The sequence below is a fragment of the Neisseria macacae ATCC 33926 genome, assembly GCF_022749495.1.
GTDB classification, from domain to species: domain Bacteria; phylum Pseudomonadota; class Gammaproteobacteria; order Burkholderiales; family Neisseriaceae; genus Neisseria; species Neisseria macacae.
The window spans coordinates 172,917-191,467 of sequence record NZ_CP094241.1 but is presented as its reverse complement, the minus strand read 5'-3'; the positions used below and the strand labels follow the sequence as shown (position 1 = coordinate 191,467).

17 protein-coding genes are annotated in these 18,551 nt (G+C 56.1%); 9 read left to right on the top strand and 8 right to left on the bottom strand.

The features are described 5' to 3' along the window. Window positions 1-174 precede the first annotated feature (174 nt). The gene (gene amgK, locus MON40_RS00930) at window positions 175-1,179 is read right to left on the bottom strand and encodes an N-acetylmuramate/N-acetylglucosamine kinase AmgK (RefSeq protein ID WP_003779972.1); all 1,005 of its coding nucleotides are present in this window, start codon (window positions 1,177-1,179) and stop codon (window positions 175-177) included. A 69-nt stretch (window positions 1,180-1,248) separates the two neighbouring features. On the opposite strand from amgK, the gene MON40_RS00925 reads away from it, so the two are divergent. The 4 genes from MON40_RS00925 (at window position 1,249) to MON40_RS00910 (ending at window position 7,410) form a co-directional block, all read left to right on the top strand. Beyond that, on the top strand, window positions 1,249-3,657 hold the full coding sequence (locus MON40_RS00925; protein WP_003779970.1) for an LPS-assembly protein LptD: 2,409 nt from the start codon (window positions 1,249-1,251) through the stop codon (window positions 3,655-3,657). After that, the gene (locus MON40_RS00920) at window positions 3,654-4,649 is read left to right on the top strand and encodes a peptidylprolyl isomerase (protein WP_003779969.1); all 996 of its coding nucleotides are present in this window, start codon (window positions 3,654-3,656) and stop codon (window positions 4,647-4,649) included. The genes MON40_RS00925 and MON40_RS00920 overlap by 4 nt, the downstream gene beginning before the upstream one ends. A gap of 473 nt (window positions 4,650-5,122) precedes the next feature. Beyond that, window positions 5,123-5,863, top strand: coding sequence for a Slam-dependent surface lipoprotein (locus tag MON40_RS00915; RefSeq protein ID WP_003758881.1), 741 nt, complete (start codon window positions 5,123-5,125; stop codon window positions 5,861-5,863). Between the two features lie 107 nt (window positions 5,864-5,970). After that, complete coding sequence (locus MON40_RS00910; RefSeq protein ID WP_003779968.1) at window positions 5,971-7,410, top strand: surface lipoprotein assembly modifier; 1,440 nt, start codon at window positions 5,971-5,973, stop codon at window positions 7,408-7,410. 169 nt (window positions 7,411-7,579) lie between these two features. On the opposite strand, the gene MON40_RS00900 is transcribed toward MON40_RS00910, so the two are convergent. Further along, on the bottom strand, window positions 7,580-8,335 hold the full coding sequence (locus MON40_RS00900) for a class I SAM-dependent methyltransferase (RefSeq protein ID WP_003779967.1): 756 nt from the start codon (window positions 8,333-8,335) through the stop codon (window positions 7,580-7,582). A gap of 141 nt (window positions 8,336-8,476) precedes the next feature. Further along, window positions 8,477-8,689 carry a hypothetical protein gene (locus MON40_RS00895; RefSeq protein WP_003779966.1) on the bottom strand — a complete coding sequence of 71 codons (213 nt, stop codon included), beginning with the start codon at window positions 8,687-8,689 and terminating at the stop codon, window positions 8,477-8,479. Window positions 8,690-8,788: 99 nt separating this feature from the next. Here MON40_RS00895 and MON40_RS00890 point away from each other — a divergent pair, with 99 nt between their 5' ends. Both MON40_RS00890 and waaA read left to right on the top strand, forming a co-directional pair. Then, window positions 8,789-10,003, top strand: a complete 1,215-nt coding sequence (locus MON40_RS00890) for an MFS transporter (protein ID WP_003779963.1) — start codon at window positions 8,789-8,791, stop codon at window positions 10,001-10,003. Window positions 10,004-10,235: 232 nt separating this feature from the next. Then, complete coding sequence (gene waaA, locus MON40_RS00885) at window positions 10,236-11,513, top strand: lipid IV(A) 3-deoxy-D-manno-octulosonic acid transferase (RefSeq protein WP_003779961.1); 1,278 nt, start codon at window positions 10,236-10,238, stop codon at window positions 11,511-11,513. A 229-nt stretch (window positions 11,514-11,742) separates the two neighbouring features. On the opposite strand, the gene hemL is transcribed toward waaA, so the two are convergent. Then, on the bottom strand, window positions 11,743-13,041 hold the full coding sequence (gene hemL / locus MON40_RS00880; RefSeq protein WP_039863245.1) for a glutamate-1-semialdehyde 2,1-aminomutase: 1,299 nt from the start codon (window positions 13,039-13,041) through the stop codon (window positions 11,743-11,745). 212 nt (window positions 13,042-13,253) lie between these two features. Between hemL and MON40_RS00875 the strand changes: the two genes are divergently transcribed. Continuing rightward, on the top strand, window positions 13,254-13,661 hold the full coding sequence (locus tag MON40_RS00875) for a hypothetical protein (RefSeq protein WP_003779957.1): 408 nt from the start codon (window positions 13,254-13,256) through the stop codon (window positions 13,659-13,661). Between the two features lie 17 nt (window positions 13,662-13,678). Here MON40_RS00875 and MON40_RS00870 read toward each other — a convergent pair whose 3' ends face one another. Continuing rightward, a complete protein-coding gene (locus MON40_RS00870) occupies window positions 13,679-13,819 on the bottom strand; it encodes a hypothetical protein (RefSeq protein ID WP_167317440.1) in 141 nt (46 codons plus the stop codon). 46 nt (window positions 13,820-13,865) lie between these two features. Between MON40_RS00870 and miaB the strand changes: the two genes are divergently transcribed. Continuing rightward, the gene (gene miaB, locus MON40_RS00865; RefSeq protein ID WP_003743791.1) at window positions 13,866-15,194 is read left to right on the top strand and encodes a tRNA (N6-isopentenyl adenosine(37)-C2)-methylthiotransferase MiaB; all 1,329 of its coding nucleotides are present in this window, start codon (window positions 13,866-13,868) and stop codon (window positions 15,192-15,194) included. Between the two features lie 108 nt (window positions 15,195-15,302). On the opposite strand, the gene MON40_RS00860 is transcribed toward miaB, so the two are convergent. Then, entirely contained in the window at window positions 15,303-16,187 is an 885-nt protein-coding gene (locus tag MON40_RS00860; protein ID WP_003779955.1) for a LysR family transcriptional regulator, read from the bottom strand. Window positions 16,188-16,289: 102 nt separating this feature from the next. Here MON40_RS00860 and MON40_RS00855 point away from each other — a divergent pair, with 102 nt between their 5' ends. Further along, a complete protein-coding gene (locus MON40_RS00855) occupies window positions 16,290-16,880 on the top strand; it encodes an NAD(P)H-dependent oxidoreductase (RefSeq protein WP_003779953.1) in 591 nt (196 codons plus the stop codon). 337 nt (window positions 16,881-17,217) lie between these two features. Here MON40_RS00855 and MON40_RS00850 read toward each other — a convergent pair whose 3' ends face one another. Continuing rightward, the gene (locus MON40_RS00850; protein ID WP_242925846.1) at window positions 17,218-18,114 is read right to left on the bottom strand and encodes an IS3 family transposase; all 897 of its coding nucleotides are present in this window, start codon (window positions 18,112-18,114) and stop codon (window positions 17,218-17,220) included. Next, window positions 18,018-18,368 (bottom strand): helix-turn-helix domain-containing protein, encoded by a 351-nt coding sequence (locus tag MON40_RS00845; protein ID WP_003756620.1) that lies wholly within the window; start codon window positions 18,366-18,368, stop codon window positions 18,018-18,020. The genes MON40_RS00850 and MON40_RS00845 overlap by 97 nt, the downstream gene beginning before the upstream one ends. Window positions 18,369-18,551 lie beyond the last annotated feature (183 nt).

Sequence of the window (18,551 nt, the reverse complement as noted above, 5' to 3'; positions counted from 1 at the left end):
TTTTTATAGTGAAAAAGAAATGAGCTACGCGAACTCTCATGCCATGTATCCAAAATCCTATCCTCAACATCCTCAACAGACGAGAGCAGACTTAAAGAGGTCGTCTGAAACCCCATTTCAGGATTTTCAGACGACCTCTTTCATCATCAAGAATGGCACAAAGCCATCTGCCTTTTAAAACGTAAACCCTGTTTCCAATTCATCATCGCCGACCAGTTCGACCAACAGCGCGTAAAGCGGTGCAAGCTCGGTGTAGCGGCGGGAGGTGCGGCGCAGGTAGTTGAGGAAGCGCGGGATTTCGGGGCGGTATTTGTCTTTGCCGTCGCGGTAGTACAGGCGGGCGAAGATGCCGGCGACTTTCAGATGACGCTGTACGCCCATCCATTCAAACCAGCGGTAAAACTCGTCAAACGCGGCGGGTACGGGCAATCCGGCGGCGCGGGCTTTTTCCCAGTAACGGATAACCAAATCCAAGACGAATTCTTCTTCCCATTCGATGAAGGCATCGCGCAGGAGGGAAACCAAGTCGTAGGAAATCGGGCCGTAGAGTGCGTCTTGGAAATCGAGTACGCCGGGTCGGCCGGTGGTGAGCATGAGGTTGCGGACGATGAAGTCTCGGTGGACGTACACCTGCGGCTGGGCAAGCAGCGGCGGCAGCAGGGTGTCTATGGTTTGCTGCCAAAGCTGGCGTTGTTTGAAGTTGAGTTCGCGTCCGAGTTCTTTGGCAACGAACCATTCGGGGAAAAGGTTGATTTCGCGCAGCATGATGTCGCGGTCGTAATTGGGCAATTCGCTCGCGCGGCTGGCTTTTTGCAACTCGACCAGTTCGTCTATGGCTTCAAGCAGCAGGACTTTGTGTGCCTCCGTGCCTTGCTCTTGCTGCATGGCGGTCAGGAAAGTGGTGCTGCCCAAGTCGTTGAGCACCATAAATCCCTGCGCTTCGTCCACATGCAATACTTGGGGAACGTTAAGCATATTGAAAAGTTTTTGCACTTTTAGGTAAGGAGCGACGCTCATTTTATCGGGCGGCGCGTCCATGCAGATGACGGTCTTGCCGTCGGCAAAAGCAGCGCGGAAGTAGCGTCGGAAGTCGGCATCGGCGGCGGCGAAGCTCAATTCGAAGTTTTGTTCGGGATAGACGGCGTGCAGCCAATTTTGTAATTCGGTTTGTCGTTGCATAGCGGTGTCGCGGATTTTCAGGTTAAAATAACTGCTATTCTAACTGGCAAACCGATTTAAGGGGCGATTTTGGCTCGTTTATTTTCACTCAAACCATTGGTTTTGGCGTTAAGCGTCGGCTTCGGTGCGGGAGGGGCATATGCGCAAAATGCATCTTTGCCGCAACCTGCCGATTACGAGCCGGCAAGGGCCACCCCGCCTGCGGTTCAAAGCGGGGAAAACCGTCGTCCTGCCGATCAGGACAAATTGTCCTTGGGCGATACCTGCCTGTTTTGCCAGCATCAGGCTTCCGAAGCAAACAAGCAGCCTGAAATCAAACGCAGCGGCGAAGACCCCCTGCCGCAGGATTACACCCGCGTGATTGCGGACAAGGTTGCCGGACAGTCTAAAGTCGCCGTCCGCGCCGAAGGCGATGTCATCATCGAGCGCAATCAGGAAGTGTTGAACGCCGATTGGGCGGATTACGACCAAACCAGCGATACCGTCAGGGCGGGCGACCGCTTTACGCTATATCAAGACGGTTCGACCGTCAGCGGCGATACTTTGGTGTACAACCTGAAAGACAATACCGGCTCGAGCGAATACGTCCGCGTCGATGCCGAAAAAGACGGCCGCCGCCTCCAAAGCGTCAGCGAAAAGGCGGAAATGAAAGGCAAAGGGCTGTACAAGCTCATCAATACCAAATTCAATACCTGCTCGCCCGGCGATGCGAGTTGGTTCATCAAAGCGAAAAGCATCGAAACCGATCAGGAAACGGGCATAGGCGTGGCAAAAGACGCGTCGCTGGTGTTCGGCGGCGTTCCCGTACTTTATACGCCTTGGGCGGATTTCCCGCTCAACGGCCATCGCAAGAGCGGTCTGTTGGTGCCGACCTTGTCAACCGGTTCGGACGGTTTGGAACTCGCCCTTCCCTATTATTTCAACCTCGCCCCCAACTTGGACGCCACCTTCCGCCCCGGCATCATCAGTTCGCGCGGCGTGCAACTTGGCGGACAGGTCCGCTATCTCGAGCCGAAATTTAACGGCGTCATTGACGGCGATTGGATGCCGCACGATAAAAAACGCCATGAAAACAACCGCTATCAAATCAAGTTTGACCACAACCACCAACTGACCGACAAACTCAGCGGCGGCATCAGCTTCAATCAGGTTTCAGACGACAATTACTACCGCGACTTCTACGGACGCGAGGACATTGCCAGCAACGTCAACCTCAACCGCCAACTGTGGCTGAACTACGGCGACAATATCTGGGGCGGCTCTTTTGACGGCGCGCTGAACGTACAAAAATACCAAACCCTTGCCAACCAAAACGGTTACAAAGACGAACCCTACGCCATCATGCCGCGCCTGACCGGACGTTGGCAGAAAACCATAGGCAAGGCGAATATCAACGTATTCAGCCAGTTCACCCGTTTCGTACACGACAGCAAACAAGACGGCAGCCGTACCGTGCTGTATCCGAGCGTCCGTTGGGATTTCAACAACCAATGGGGCTATATCCGTCCGAAAATCGGCGTACACGCGACTTATTACGACTTAGGCTCGTTCGGCAACCAATCCAGCCGCCGCGTCAGCCGCGTATTGCCGATATTCAACGTCGATACCGGCATGACCTTCGAGCGCAACGCCAATGTGTTCGGCAAAGCCTATCTGCAAACCCTCGAACCGCGCCTGTTCTACAACTACATCCCGACCAAGTCCCAAAACGACTTACCCAATTTCGACACCTCGGAAAACAGCTTCTCTTACAACCAGCTTTTCCGTGAAAACCTGTACGTCGGCAACGATCGCATCAACTCCGCCAACAGCCTGACCGCCGCCGCGCAAACCCGATTCCTCAATCCGAACAACGGTGCCGAGCTGTTCCGTGCCGGCATCGGACAGAAGTTTTATTTCAAAAACGACAACGTATTGCTGGACGGCAGCGTCGGCCGTTATGAACGCAGCCAATCCGACTGGGTCGGCTTCGCGCACGGCAAACTGAGCGACAGCATCCATGCCGGCTTCGATATCCACTACAACCAAAACGAAAGCCGCGCCGAAAGCTACGCCGCGACCGTCCGCTACAATCCCGAGCCGGGCAAAGTATTGAGCGCGCGTTACAAATACGGCCGCAACGAACGCATTTACCTACAATCGGACGGCAACTATTTCTACGATAAAATCCGCCAAATCGATTTGGCGGCGCAATGGCCCATCCGTAAAAACCTTTACGCCGTCGCACGTTACAACTACGAAATCCAAGCCAAGAAACCGCTTGAAATCTTGGTTGGCGCGGAATACAAAAGCGATTGCGGCTGCTGGAGCGCAAGCCTCGTCGGACAACGCTACGTGACCGGCGAAAACAGCCGCAAAAACGCCGTATTCTTCAATCTCCAACTCAAAGACCTGAGCAATCTCGGCAACAACCCATTTGAAAAACTGCGCTTGGCCATTCCCGGCTACAGCAAAACCAACGAGGTAGTTACCCCATGAACGTCAAACCCCTGATTCTTGCCGCCGCACTCGGTCTGGCATTGAACGCACACGCCGCGCCCAAAGCCGCATCCAAAGGCAAGCCGGTCAAAACGCAGAAAGCGGCAAAACAGGCAGCGGCAGCCACGCCTGCCGATTCGGGCGCCGTACGCCTTTCCGACGGCATCGCCGCCATTGCCGACAACGAAGTCATTACCCAACGCCAGCTGGCACATGCCATTGCCGAAGCGCGCCAACACCTTCCTAAAGGCACGCAAATCAGCGAAGACGAACTCCACCAGCAGGTCCTGGCGCAACTGGTCAACCAATCCCTGATTGTTCAAGCGGGCAAACGCCGCAACATTCAAGCGACCGATGCCGAAATCGATGCCGTCATCGCCCAAACGCCGTCGCTGAAAAATCCGTCCGCACAGACCCGCCGCGAAATCGCCGACACCATCATTATGGAAAAAGTGCGCCAGCAGGCCGTGATGCAAAACAGCCGCGTCAGCGATGCAGAAGTCAACAGCTTCATCGAGCGAGCGCGCCAACAAGGTGTCGCCCTGCCCGAAGGCGAACCGATGCGCCAATACAGCGCGCAGCACATCCTGATTAAAGCCGACAACGACAACGCGGCGGCAGGCGCGGAAAGCACCATCCGCAAAATCTATGCACAAGCCCGCAGCGGTGCGGATTTCGCCGGTTTGGCGCGCCAATATTCGCAAGACGGCAGCGCGAACAGCGGCGGTGATTTGGGTTGGTTCGCCGACGGCATGATGGTCGCGCCGTTTGAAGAAGCCGTCCACAAGCTCAAACCCGGCCAAGTCAGCCCGCCCGTACGCACGCAATTCGGCTGGCACATCATCAAGCTGAACGACGTCCGTGACGCCGGTACGCCCGAAGAGCGCCAACGCAACGCCGTACGCCAATACATGTCCGGACAAAAAGCCCAACAAGCCACAGCAAACCTGCTGCGCGACCTGCACTCGGGCGCGTACGTCAACATCCGCTAAGATGTTGTTGAAAAAAGGTCGTCTGAAACTTTTCAGACGACCTTTTTTTGTTTGAGGACAACTTCCCTCTGACACACCAACCTAATCGCAAATCGAATATCCATTGGGACAAAACAACGTAACCACGGACAATTTGGCGGACAGCATCATTCCGTCCGCGCCGATTCCAAATATAGTGGATTAACTAAATCAGGACAAGGCGACGAAGCCGCAGACAGTACAGATAGTAGCAAAGTGAGGCAACGCCGTACTGGTTTAAAGTTAACCCAATATACATCTTAACCAAAAATAAATATTCTTATCTCATTAAGACACTCCCTAAAACATCCGCTAATTCTCCTCTAACACTCCCCCTCTAGAATGATGTTCAGAAAAAAGAAAAACAAGTCTCCTCACATAACGATAGTCTGCTCACACTGACACGGACGGAACATCATTTTTCCCACCATCGTTTTTCCCCTAAGGAGCGTATCATGAAACTGAATCTGCAAAAAACCACCGCTGCTGTTTTAGCCGTTTTGTTCAGCGCAGGCGTATTTGCTGCCAACAATGCCTACAATCCATTTGATTACGGTTACCAAAACCACAAATACGGCAAAAAATGGGGCAAACCCGCCTCTGAAGCCGAAGGCGAAAAAGTGATGAAACACGCTGCCTACCGTTCAGGCGTACACTACACCAACGTCAACCGCATGCCTGGCAATGTAGACCGCAACGGCGTGAAAACCGTACAGGTCAACGACGCATACACCCGTCAAAACCTCGGCCGCTATGCGTTCAACACCATCAAGAGCGGCGGCTCTGAAGTGTACTACGGCGAGTGGGTCGGTAAAGAATACGCCAAAGGCACCAACCGCGGTGTTTTCTACTCAGGCGACAAACGCGCCACCTCTATGCCGGTATCCGGTGTAGCCAACTACGCCGTCAAAGGTATCAACAACTACACCGGCAACAACCCGATGGTCGGTACTTTGCGCGCAGACTTCGGTCAACGCGTCTTGGCAGGTTCTATGAAAAACAACGCTGTACAGATGGACATCCATTCCCGCATCAAACCGTCCAGCGCATCGTTTGAAGGCTACGCCCGCGCCAACGGCCACTTTGGTAAAACCGAAGGCCACTTCTTCGGTCACAACGCAAGCGCGCTGGCCGGTGTTGCCAAATTTAAAACCGACCGCAACTTGGATACGGCATTCGGCGGTGTGAAACGCTAAAATCCGTAGTTAAGTAAAATAAAGCCTGCTTCACGCAGGCTTTTTTAAACACCAGCCCGCCAACCTTCTCAAGGTCGTCTGAAACCGCCGACCGGAAAGCCGACACCATGTACAAACCGTCTGCCTGCCTTATCCTGTTTCTTGCCGCCCCCGTCCTTGCCGCGCCCCGTTCTGACTTTTCAGACGACCGTACCGCGCAACGTCTGTGGCAGGACACCCGCCAAACCATGCAGGAACAGGAACAAAAAGTGCGCGAATACCGCCTCGACATTCCCGCCGAACACATCGGGCAGACAGCCGAAACCGACCCCGAAGCCGACCAAGGCGAAGCCCTGTTTAACGCCGTCAACCGCAGCGACTGGCAAACCGTGCGCCCGCTGCTTGAGCGTTATACCCAGCAAACCGAATACGACCCCGACATCGCCCTCTTTGCCCGCGCCTCGCTCGCCCGCGGCGAAGGCAGATGGAAAGCCGCCAAACAAGACTACGAAACCCTGCTGCAACGCCATCCCGACTTCACGCGCGGACGGCTCGATTACGCCCGCCTGCTCTTTGAAGGTCGTCTGAACCGCGAAGCCACTTCCGAATTTATGCGCCTGCAAAACGAAGACCTGCCCGAAGCCGTCAAAGAAAACATCGGCCATTTTCGCGACTCTCTAAACCAACGCCAAAGCTGGCAGGGCAGCCTTTCCGTCGGCGCCGTCTACAACAGCAACATCAACGAAGCCAGCGGCAAAGTGTGGTGTAAAACCGAAATCGACGGCGAATGCTGGGAAGAATTTTCAGGCGACCAACCCATTTCCGCCAACGGCATCAAATACGAAGCCGCCGCCGTCCGCCGCTGGCAGATTAAAGGACACCACGGCATCGCCGCCCGCGCGCTCGGCTACGGACGTTTCTACCACGACCATAAAGACTTCAACGAACACACGCTCAACCTCAGCGCAGGCTACCAGTTTGAAAACCACCGCCACACCTTCGCCCTCGCCCCGCTCGTCGAATGGAACGGCAGCGGCGGCAAAACCCTCAACCGCGCCTACGGCGTGCGCAGCGAGTGGAACCTCGACAAAGGCAGTTGGACGTGGAACACCGAAGCCGAGTGGAAACACCTCTCCTATTCCGACAAAACCCGCCTGCTCGACGGCAGCCTCTTCTCCGTTTACAACACCCTGTCCTACTTCCCGCGCAACGACCTCATGCTCTACGGCGGCATAGACTGGCAGCAGCGCAAAGCCAAAGAGCCGGTGGACAGCTACCGCCTCATCTCCGCACGGCTGGGCGCGGCAAAAATGTTTGAAGCCGGTTTCGACGCCTCCGCCTCCGCCACCTTCGGCATCCGCAGCCACCGCGAAGAAAACGCCGTACTCGAACAACGCCGCCGCGACAAAGAACAGACCTACCGCCTCAGCATAGGCGCGGACCGCTGGAAATTCGCCGGCATGAAGCCCGTCCTCAGCTACAAACACCGCCGCGTCCACGGCAACACCGACTGGCTGTACAGCTATAAGCAAAACGAAGTCGGTCTGTCGCTGGTCAAATCGTTCTAACGCAGGACGCAGAAACGCAAAGGTCGTCTGAAAATCAGTTTTCAGACGACCTTTGCGTTTTATAGTGGATTAAATTTAAATCAGGACAAGGCGACGAAGCCGCAGACAGTACAGATAGTACGGCAAGGCGAGGTAACGCCGTACTGGTTTAAAGTTAATCCACTATAAATTATTCCCCGTCTTTAACCGGATAATCAGGCAAGTACACATCAAAGCGGGTGCTTTTGCCCGTGTATTGGTAGGCGGGTTTTTCGCCGTTGAGAAACTCGCCGAGGCGCGGGCGTTTGACGACGACGCGCTTTTTGGCGACAGCGCGGGCGGCGGCAAGCAGCTCGGCTTCTTCTTGGGCGGCACCGACGACGCTGTGGAAATACGCCATTTCTTTTTTGACGGCGGCGGATTTTTGGCGTTCGGGGTACATGGGGTCGAGGTACACGATGTCGGGGCGCGATTGGGCGGCGAGTTCGCGCATCAACTCGACGGCGTTGCCATAATGGAAAGTCATGCGGCGGGCGATGTCTTGAATTTCAGGCTCTTGCAGCGCGCGTTCGAGGCCGTCGGCAAGCAGGCAGGCAACGGCGGGATGCTGCTCGAAAGTGTGGACGTTCAAACCAAGCGAGGCGAGGACGAAACTGTCGCGCCCGAGTCCGCCGGTACCATCCCAGACGGTCGGTTTGGTTGTGTGGTTGACCGCTTTGGCAATCAGCTCGCCGCCGCCTTTGGTGCGCCGGTATTGGGCTGCACCGCCGCCGAAATCAACGCGGACGCGCCCCTTCTCCCCCGCGCGGCACAAGCTGACGCCCTCCGCATCGGCAAGCAGGTATTCGCCGCTGTCGGGCAGGTCGGACAAAATCGGAAGCTGAAATTGCCGCGCCAAACGGCGGGCGTGTTCGGTGGCGGTGTCGTCGAGATAAATGGGCGTCATGGCGGTTGCGGGTCGGGGTCGTCTGAAAAGGGCGGATTATATAGTGGATTAAAATAAAAATGAGACAAGGCGGCAACGCCCGCCGTGTACGGGTAGTACATAAGGGCGTTGGTAATGCCGTATTATTGCAATTTTAATCCACTATATCGGGAATCCGCTTGAAGCCGATATGGCTTCATCAATACGGATTTTATCCGTTCTTGGGACAAAGGTCGTCTGAAAATCGGATTTCGGGTTTTCAGACGACCTTTGCCGTTCTTTACGCGCTGAATTTCCGTCCGCGTTCCATGTCCTGCCTTGCGGATAAAGGGGAACGGTCAATGCAGCGCGGATAGAGGTTTTGGCTATATCCAAAGTATCAGGAGTTATTTAGCCTGCGTCAGCCCGTTTGTTAAAATCCGTCATTCTGCCGTTTGATTGAACGGCATTTTCCAATAGAAACAAACAATAACCATGACCCACACACAGCAAAAATCCCCCAACCTTTGGCTGGTGACCGCCGCTGCCGCCGCCATCCTGCTGATTACCATCGGTATGCGCATGACTATGGGACTGTTTGTCCGCCCCGTCGTCGACTCTACCGAGCTGAGTATCCAAGAGTTCAGCCTGATTATTGCCGTTTTCCAGTTGATGTGGGGCGTGTCCCAGCCGCTTTCCGGCGCGCTTGCCGACCGCTTCGGCGCGTTTAAGGTTTTGGGCGGCGGCGCATTGCTGTTGGTCTGTGCCTGCCTGATGGTGCCGCAGATGCCGACTTATTGGGGGCTGATGCTGGCAATCGGGCTGCTTTTTGCATTCGGAACGGGCGCGGGTGGTTTCTCCATCATCATGGGGCAGGTCGCGGCAAAAGTGCCGCCGCACAAACGCGGTTTGGCTTCGGGTCTGGTCAACGCAGGCGGTTCGGCGGGGCAGTTTCTGTTTGCGCCGCTGGTGCAGGGTTTGCTGGTGTTGCCCGCCGTCGGCTGGACGGGGACGTTTTATGTTTGGGGCGGGATTGCGCTTTTAATCCTGCCGATTTCGTGGTGGCTGGCGGGCGGCAAAAACGCTGTCGCCACGCACCATACGTCGTCTGAAAACGGGCAAACGCTGGGGCAGGCGGTCAAAGCGGCGTTTAAAGATCGAAGCTACATCCTGCTGCACTTGGGCTTTTTTACCTGCGGTTTCCACATTGCGTTTTTGGTAACCCACCTGCCCAACGAAATCGCGCTCTGCGGCCTGCCCGCTTCGGTCGCTTCGACTTCGATTGCGATTATCGGTTTGGCGAACATCGCGGGCTGCATTTTTTCGGGCTGGTGTACGGGGCGGTTTTTAGGCAAATACGTTTTGTTCGGACTCTACGCCTCGCGTGTGGCGATGGTGCTGATATACCTTGCCGCTCCGAGAACCGACGTCAATTTCTACATTTTCGCCGCCGCGCTCGGTTTCACTTGGCTCGCCACCGTCGCCCCGACCGCTGCGATTACGGGCAAGCTGTTCGGCACGCGCTATCTGGCGACGCTGTTCGGGCTGACGATGTTGAGCCACCAAATCGGCGGCTTTTTAGGCTCGTATATCGGCGGCATCGTGATTTACCGGTTTAACGATTACGGCTGGATGTGGTATGCCGACGCGGTGTTGGCGGGGACGGCGGCTTTGCTGAACCTGCCGATACGCGAAAAGAAACCGGCGTAAACCGCTGCGACGCAACCAAGACAGGTCGTCTGAAAATCGGATTTCGGGTTTTCAGACGACCTTTTTTTCGCCGTTACATCAAGTCAGCTCAAAAGAGGCGTGGGCGAAGCGGCAAAATCGGCTAGAATAGGTCCGGGAAACCGGAGGTTCGGCGACAGGCAGCTTGAAACCGTCAACCGCCTAGAATCCGCACCGTCCGCCTTCCCGTCCGTACCGTTTTCGAGTGGAATACATGAATCGTTGGTTTTACACGCAATTATGGCGCATCGCGCCGCCGCTTATCCGCCACTATCTCAAAAAGCGCGCCGTCAAATCGCCTGCCTATCTCTACCATTGGGGCGAGCGTTTCGGCGAACCGTTTGACCGGCCTGTGCAGCGTCCGATTTGGGTGCATGCCGTATCGGTTGGCGAAACCCGTGCCGCGCAGCCCTTGGTGGAGGCGCTGCGCCGCCATTTCCCCGACGCGCCGCTGCTCATGACCCAAATGACGCCGACCGGACGCGCCGCCGCGAAAGAACTGTTCCCCGACGCGCAATGCCGTTACCTGCCTTACGACAAACCCGAATGGGTCGCCCAATTCCTGAAGGAACACCGCCCACTGTTCGGCGTACTGATGGAAACGGAAATCTGGCCCAACCTCATGCACGCCTGCGCCGACGCGCACGTCCCCCTGTTTCTCGCCAACGCCCGCCTGTCTGAAAAATCGCAGCGCGGCTATTTGAAAATCCGCAACCTGTTCGAGCCTGCGCTGCAAACCTTAAGCGGCTGTTTCGCGCAAACCGCCGAAGACGCGGAGCGGCTGCACTTGATCGGCGCGTCCAACGTCCATGTCTGCGGCAACACCAAATACGATATTTCCCCGCCCGAACGGATGCGCGCGCTGGCGGCGGCCTTCCGCGAACGCATAGGCACGCGCCCCGTCGCCGTCTGCGCCAGCACCCGCTTTTACAAAGAGCAAGACGAAGCGGCGCTCTTGCTCGAAGCATGGAAAAAATATACCGGCGATGCCTTGCTGGTCGTCGTTCCGCGCCATCCGGAGCGTTTTCAGACGACCTTTGAAACGGCGCAGGCATTGGGTTATACCGTTCAAAAACGCAGCGACAACCTGCCGGTTTCCCGACAAACCCAAGTCTGGGTGGGCGACAGCATGGGCGAACTCTTTGCCTACTACCTCAGTTCGGATGTCGCCTTTGTCGGCGGCAGCCTCGTGGACAGCGGCTGTCAAAACATCATCGAGCCGATAGCCTGCGGCATTCCGACCGTGTTCGGCTTTTCCACCTACAACTTTGCCGCCGCCTGCCGCAGCGCGCTGGAAGCCCAAGCGGCGGTGCAGGTGCAGAATGCGGACGAATGGCGTACCTTCGTCTCAGCCTGTTTGGAAAACCCGAACGAACGCAGCCATTTCGCCCAACAGGCGGCACGCTTTGTCGCCGGCCATCAAGGCGCCAGCCGTCGGATGGCGGACGAAATCGCCGCGTCTGTGCGCCATCTGACGCGCAAAGAGGCGTAAGGACAAACCTGCCTTCCCCAAACGAAAGGTCGTCTGAAAACCCGAATTTAGGTTTTCAGACGACCTTTTTGTCTTGTGGACGGATTGCTGCGAATCAGGCGGCGTCGCCCGCACTGCCCTGACGGCAAGCCATTCCGCCTTATAGTGGATTAAAATTGCAATGATACGGCGTTGCCAACGTCCTTATGTACTAACCGTACACGGCGGGCGTTGCCGCCTTGTCTCATTTTTATTTTAATCCACTATATTTCGCCATTTCCGCGAACACTTGATGCGCGGTGGCGATGGTTTCGTCAATCAGCTCGGGCGTGTGCGCGGCGGAGACGAAGCCTGCTTCGTAGGCGGACGGGCCGAAGGCGGTGTTGCGGTCGAGCATACCGTGGAAGAAGCGTTTGAAGGCGTCGATATTGGAACGCGCCATGTCGCCGTAGTTTTGCGGGGCATGGGCGGCGAAATACAGGCCGAACATACCGCCCACGCTGTCGGCGGTAAACTCGATGCCGTGCGCTTTGGCGGCGGCGGCAAGCCCGTCGGCGAGGCGGCGGGTCAGGGCGGTCAGGTTTTCGTAGAAGCCTTCGCGCTGGATGATTTCAAGCGTTTTCAAGCCGGCGGCGACGGCAATCGGGTTGCCCGACAATGTGCCTGCCTGATACACGCCGCCCAGCGGGGAAATACATTCCATGATGTCTTTGCGTCCGCCGAACGCCGCCAGCGGCATACCGCCGCCGATGACTTTGCCCATCGTGGTCAGGTCGGGCGTGATGCCGTGCAGCGACTGCGCGCCGCCGAGCGCGACGCGGAAGCCGGTCATCACTTCGTCGTAAATCAACACGGCGCCGTGTTTTTCGGTCAATTCGCGCAGGGCTTTCACGAAGGCTTCGGTCGGGCGGACCAGGTTCATATTGCCGACGAAGGGTTCGAGGATGACGCAGGCGATTTCGTCGCCGTTGCGGGCGAACGCTTCTTCAAGCTGGGTAATGTTGTTGTATTCGAGGACTAAGGTGTGTTTGGTAAAGTCGGCAGGAACGCCTGCGGAAGACGGGTTGCCGAAGGTGAGCAGGCCGCTGCCGGCTTTGACCAGCAGGCTGTCGGAATGGCCGTGGTAGCAGCCTTCGAACTTGATGATTTTGTCGCGTCCGGTAAAGCCGCGTGCGAGGCGGATGGCGGTCATGGTCGCTTCGGTGCCGGAGCTGACGAGGCGCAGCCGTTCGACGGACGGCATGATTTTGGCGATTTCTTCGGCGATGACGATTTCGCCTTCGGTGGGCGCGCCGAACGACAAACCGCCCAACGCGGCTTCGCGCACGGCTTCGATGACTTCGGGGTGCGCATGTCCGACAATCGCAGGCCCCCACGAACCGACGTAATCGGTGTAGCGCGTGCCGTTTTCGTCCCAAACATACGCGCCTTCGGCTTTTTTGATGAAGCGCGGCACGCCGCCGACGCTGCCGAATGCGCGGACGGGGGAATTCACGCCGCCGGGGATGATGGCTTTGGCGCGGTCAAACAGGATTTCGTTACGGTTCATAGCGGGTTCTTTCTGAGGTCGTCTGAAAAATAAGCGGTATTTTATCATCAGATTGCCCGCGCCAGCCGTTTCAGACGACCCCGAAAGCCCAAACCGCCACGGCGCAACGCCGTATCTGAAAATGAAAATTGTTCTGTAAAAACAATCACTCTGTTCATATTTGAAGCGTTTGTGCTATAATCCGCACCCATTTATACCATAAAGAAAACATCATGTTACGCGGATTCATTTTAATGCTTGCCCTTTTGGTTTCCACCGTCTCCTACGCCGCCCAGCGCAAGCTGCCGAGCGATATGGACGCGGCGGTTTTGAAACAGGTCGAACTGCCTTATCTGAAAGTGAGCCGTGGCGGCTTCTCATGGACGCGCCTCTTGACGCTGGGCCTTGCCGACGGCAATTCCGCCAAGCTGCAGATTACCCGTTTCACCAAAATCCACGACGAAAACGACCGCTTCATCCCGATGGGGCGGCTGGCGAGCAAAACCGGCAAAACCATCGCCTTCAAACACAACGACACCAACGCCCTCGTGCGCGAAGTGTGGGTTTTGACCGACGACGAAGCCTCCCGTTTTACCACGCAAAAAGAAGTCCGCGACGAGATTAAGCAAGACGCGCAATAAGCCGCCGCCTGCCCGTTTCAGACGACCCAAACACACACCGCGTGGTTGGCTGTTGCAGCCGCAGCAGCGCAACCGCGCATTTTTGCGCCCTGACGAATCAGTGTTTCAGACGACCTACCCACGCTCTCCCCAAGGTCGTCTGAAACCGAGATTTCCATAACAATCAGCCCCGCAATTACGGGCTACCTGAGAAAGACACAAACCATGAAAAAAGTATTTATCCGCACCTTCGGCTGCCAAATGAACGAATACGACAGCGAAAAAATGCTTGCCGTACTCGCCGAAGAAAACGGCGGCATCGAACAAGTGACCGAAGCCGACGAAGCCGACATCATCCTCTTCAACACCTGCTCCGTGCGCGAAAAAGCGCAGGAAAAAGTGTTCTCCGACTTAGGCCGCGTGCGCCCGCTCAAAGAAAAAAATCCCGACCTCATCATCGGCGTTGCCGGCTGCGTCGCCTCCCAAGAAGGCGAAAACATCATCAAACGCGCGCCTTATGTGGACGTCGTTTTCGGCCCGCAAACGCTGCACCGCCTGCCCAAAATGATTGTGGATAAAGAAACCAGCGGCCTGTCGCAAGTCGATATTTCCTTCCCCGAAATCGAAAAATTCGACCACCTGCCGCCCGCCCGCGTCGAAGGCGGCGCAGCATTCGTGTCCATCATGGAAGGCTGTTCCAAATACTGCTCGTTCTGCGTCGTCCCCTACACCCGCGGCGAAGAGTTCTCCCGCCCGTTGAACGACGTTTTGACCGAAATCGCCAACCTCGCCCAACAAGGCGTTAAAGAAATCAACCTCTTAGGACAAAACGTCAACGCCTATCGCGGCGAAATGGAAGACGGCGAAATCTGCGACTTCGCCACCCTGCTGCGCATCGTCCACGAAATCCCCGGCATCGAGCGTATGCGCTTCACCACCAGCCACCCGCGCGAGTTTACCGACTCGATTATCGAGTGCTACCGCGACCTGCCCAAGCTGGTGTCGCACCTGCACCTGCCGATTCAAAGCGGTTCCGACCGCGTATTGAGCGCGATGAAACGCGGCTACACCGCCTTGGAATACAAATCCATCATCCGCAAACTGCGCGCCATCCGCCCCGACTTGTGCCTGAGCAGCGACTTCATCGTCGGCTTCCCCGGCGAAACCGAGCGCGAGTTCGAGCAGACCCTGAAGCTGGTCAAAGACATCGCTTTCGATTTGAGCTTCGTCTTCATTTACAGCCCACGCCCCGGCACACCTGCCGCCAACCTGCCGGACGACACCCCGCACGCCGAAAAAGTGCGCCGCCTCGAAGCCCTGAACGAAGTCATCGAAGCCGAAACCGCCCGCATCAACCAAACCATGATAGGTACCGTACAACGCTGTCTGGTCGAAGGCATCTCCAAAAAAGACCCCGACCAGCTCCAAGCCCGTACCGCCAACAACCGCGTGGTCAACTTCACCGGCACGCCCGATATGATCAACCAAATGATCGATTTGGAAATCACCGAAGCCTACACCTTCTCCCTGCGCGGCAAACCGGTCGAAGCGTAAAGCCGTTCCGCCATAGCAAAGGTCGTCTGAAAACCTGTATCTTGGTTTTCAGACGACCTTTTTGTATCTTGGGCAAGTTCGGAAAGACTTAGTGTTTAAAAACGTACTTTAATTGACTTGTTCTACCAAAAAATCCACAAAAGCCCGGATTTTCGGGCTGACGGCATTGTCGCCGTAATAGACGGCGTAAAACGGTTTGGCTTCGTTCAAGGCGCGGTCGGGCAGGAGTTCGTGCAGGTGTCCCGCTGCGATATCGGCGGCGACGGTGAAATCCGACAGACAGGTGATGCCGTTGCCTTCCAGGCACAGGCGACGGATGGTTTCGCCGCTGTTGGCGGACAGTTGCAGCACGGCGGCGTAAGGCGTGTGGCCGGTGTCGGCAAACGGCCAGTTGTTCAGGGTTTTGGGCTCGGAGAAGCCGATAAGGGTGTGCCGCGACAGGTCGGCGACGGTTTGGGGTGTGCCATGACGGGCGAGATAATCGGGCGCGGCAACGAGTTTCAGACGACTGTCAAACAGATGGCGGGCGCGCAAGGCAGAGTCGTGCAGGCTGCCTGCGCGGATGGCGATGTCCACGCGCCGCTCGATGAGGTCGATGTAGCCTTCGGACGAAGTGAGCAGCAGCGACACCTGCGGATAGCGTTCGCAGAACGGGCGTACCAGCGGAGCGACGAGGTGCAGCAGCGTGGGCGTGGCGGAATCCACCCGAAGCACGCCCTGCGGCGCGCCGCCTGCGGAGAGGATTTCGGCTTCGGCGGCTTCGATGTCGTGCAGTATCTGCCGCGCGCGCTCGAAAAAGCGGCAGCCTTCTTCGGTGAGCCGCAGTTGGCGCGTGGTGCGGTTGAGCAGGTTGGCGGAGAGTTTGTCTTCCAGCCGCTTCACGGTACGGCTGACGGCGGAGTTGGCCAGCCCGAGCCGTTCTGCCGCGCGGCTGAAACTGCCGCTTTCCACCACCTGCACGAACACGGCCAGTTCGTCCGAATGGGTTTTCATTGTTGCTTTTCCTAGAAAAGTGTTTTGCAATTATTGCTGTTTTCATTATAAAGCATCGGGGTACAATAATGCTTTTTCAACGCAAATATTTGAGGGACCAACATGAATATTCTGTTAATTGACGGCGGCCAACATTTCGGCCATTCCGCCGGCCGCCTGAACCACACATTGCACCAAACCGCGCGCGACACGCTGACCGCACTCGGCCATGCGGTGAAGGAAACCGTGATTGAAGCAGGCTACGACAAAGATGCCGAGGTGGAAAAATGGCTGTGGATGGACGCGGTCATCTGGCAGATGCCCGGCTGGTGGATGGGCGAGCCGTGGACGGTGAAAAAATATATCGATGAAGTGTTTACCGCAGGCGTGGGCGAAAACAAGCTGGTGGCCAACGACGGCCGCCACCGTGCAAACCCGACGGAAGGCTACGGCACGGGCGGCTTGCTGCATGGCAAAAAACACATGATTTCATCCACTTGGAACGCGCCGATTGAAGCGTTTACCCGCGAAGGCGATTTCTTTGAGGGCGCGGGCGTGGACGGCGTGTACCTGCATTTCCACAAGGCCAACGAATTCCTCGGCACCACGCGCCTGCCCTCGTTCATCTGCAACGATGTGATCAAGAATCCGCAGGTGGAGCGGTATTTGGCGGATTATCGGGCGCATTTGGAGAAGGTGTTCGGTAAAGCATAGTTGAGATGGCCGGCCCGACTGGTTGCCGATACGGTATCTGCTATCCGCCGTATCGATGTAGGTAGGCTGGCTATACGCAGAGTATAGTGGATTAACTTTAAACCAGTACGGCGTTGCCTCGCCTTAGCTCAAAGAGAACGATTCTCTAAGGTGCTGAAGCACCAAGTGAATCGGTTCCGTACTATCTGTACTGTCTGCGGCTTCGTCGCCTTGTCCTGATTTAAAGTTAACCCACTATATTTGATATTCGTGTACGCCAAATAAATCAAAGGTCGTCTGAAAACCCGTATCGTGGTTTGAACTGGCCCCCAAATCTTGGACACTCATAAAAGCCTATTCAGGCGCTCTGTGCAAGCTGGGTTCTGTATGCGACAGGACTCAGCTTTTTCAATTTCAAACTGCAACGCTCCCGGTTGTAGTAATCCATATAGTCATCTATCTGCTTCATCAATTCATCTACCGTCAATTCACCTGCGTTATAGAAACACTCCGTCTTTAACACCGCAAAGAAGCTTTCCATCGGCGCATTGTCCCAACAGTTCGCCTTTCGCGACATGCTTTGAACCATGGAATACTCCGCAAGCAATTCCCTATATCCCGACGTACGGTACAGCACGCCTTGGTCCGAATGCAGCATCGTTCCTTTAGCAGTCAGACGGGGGGCGGCTTTTTCGAGCATTTCCTTCACCATTTCGCTGTCGGCTCTGCGGCTCATGGCGTAGGCGACGATCTCGCGGTTGAACAAGTCCAAGATTGGCGAGAGGTACAGTTTGCCGTCCTTCCCTTTGAGTTCGGTAACGTCGGTCAGCCATTTTTCGTTGGGCTTTCGGGCTTTGAACCGGCGTTTGAGGAGGTGTTCCGATATTTCGCCCATGGCGGGATGGCGGTAGGCTTTTTTCGCCCGTATGAGGGCTTTCAGTTCCATCTGCTTCATCAACCGCGCCACTTTTTTGCGGTTCCAACCCAATGCTGCGGCAATGCGCCTTTGTCCGTAGCGTCCTTTATGCCGCCGGTAGGTTTCGACAAGGAGGGCTTTGTCGGCTGCTTCGGGATCGGGTCGGTCTTGGTGATGGTAGTAAAAGCTGCTTTTGGGCAGGTTTGCGATGTGCAGCAGGTATTTGAGCGGGTGTTGCGCCCTCAGTGTTTGGACGGTTTGGCTTTGTCCTTTGCGGTCTGCTTTTGGCTGAGGGCTTTTAACTCCTTTAGGTAGGCGACCTCTGCGCGCATATAGCACAGTTCTTCAATAAGCTCTGCCTGTGTTTTTTCTTGGTCGGGTTTATCTGCGATGAAGGGGTTTTTGCGGTGTTGGGGCATGGTTTTGGATTGGGGATGTTCGAGTGCGCCGATACCGCCTTCTTGATAGGCGCGTATCCATCGTCTCAGGTGGGTTCGGGAAATGCCGTAGTGGTCTGCGGTACGTTGTTGGCTGCGTATATGCAGGTAGTGGAGTACGGCTTGGTATTTGAAGTGTAATGTATATTTGCTCATAAAAAAACTGCACCTTGTGAGTTGGAGGGGATGTGTCCAACTTTTGGGGTGCAGTTCAGTTTTCAGACGACCTTTTTGTATCGTATTGGCATCAACAGTCGGCTCACCGAATCCCGTCTGTCTTTTAGCAATTTCACGATACCGCGTATTGACAGCCCCATAGGGGTCGTCTGAAAATCAGTT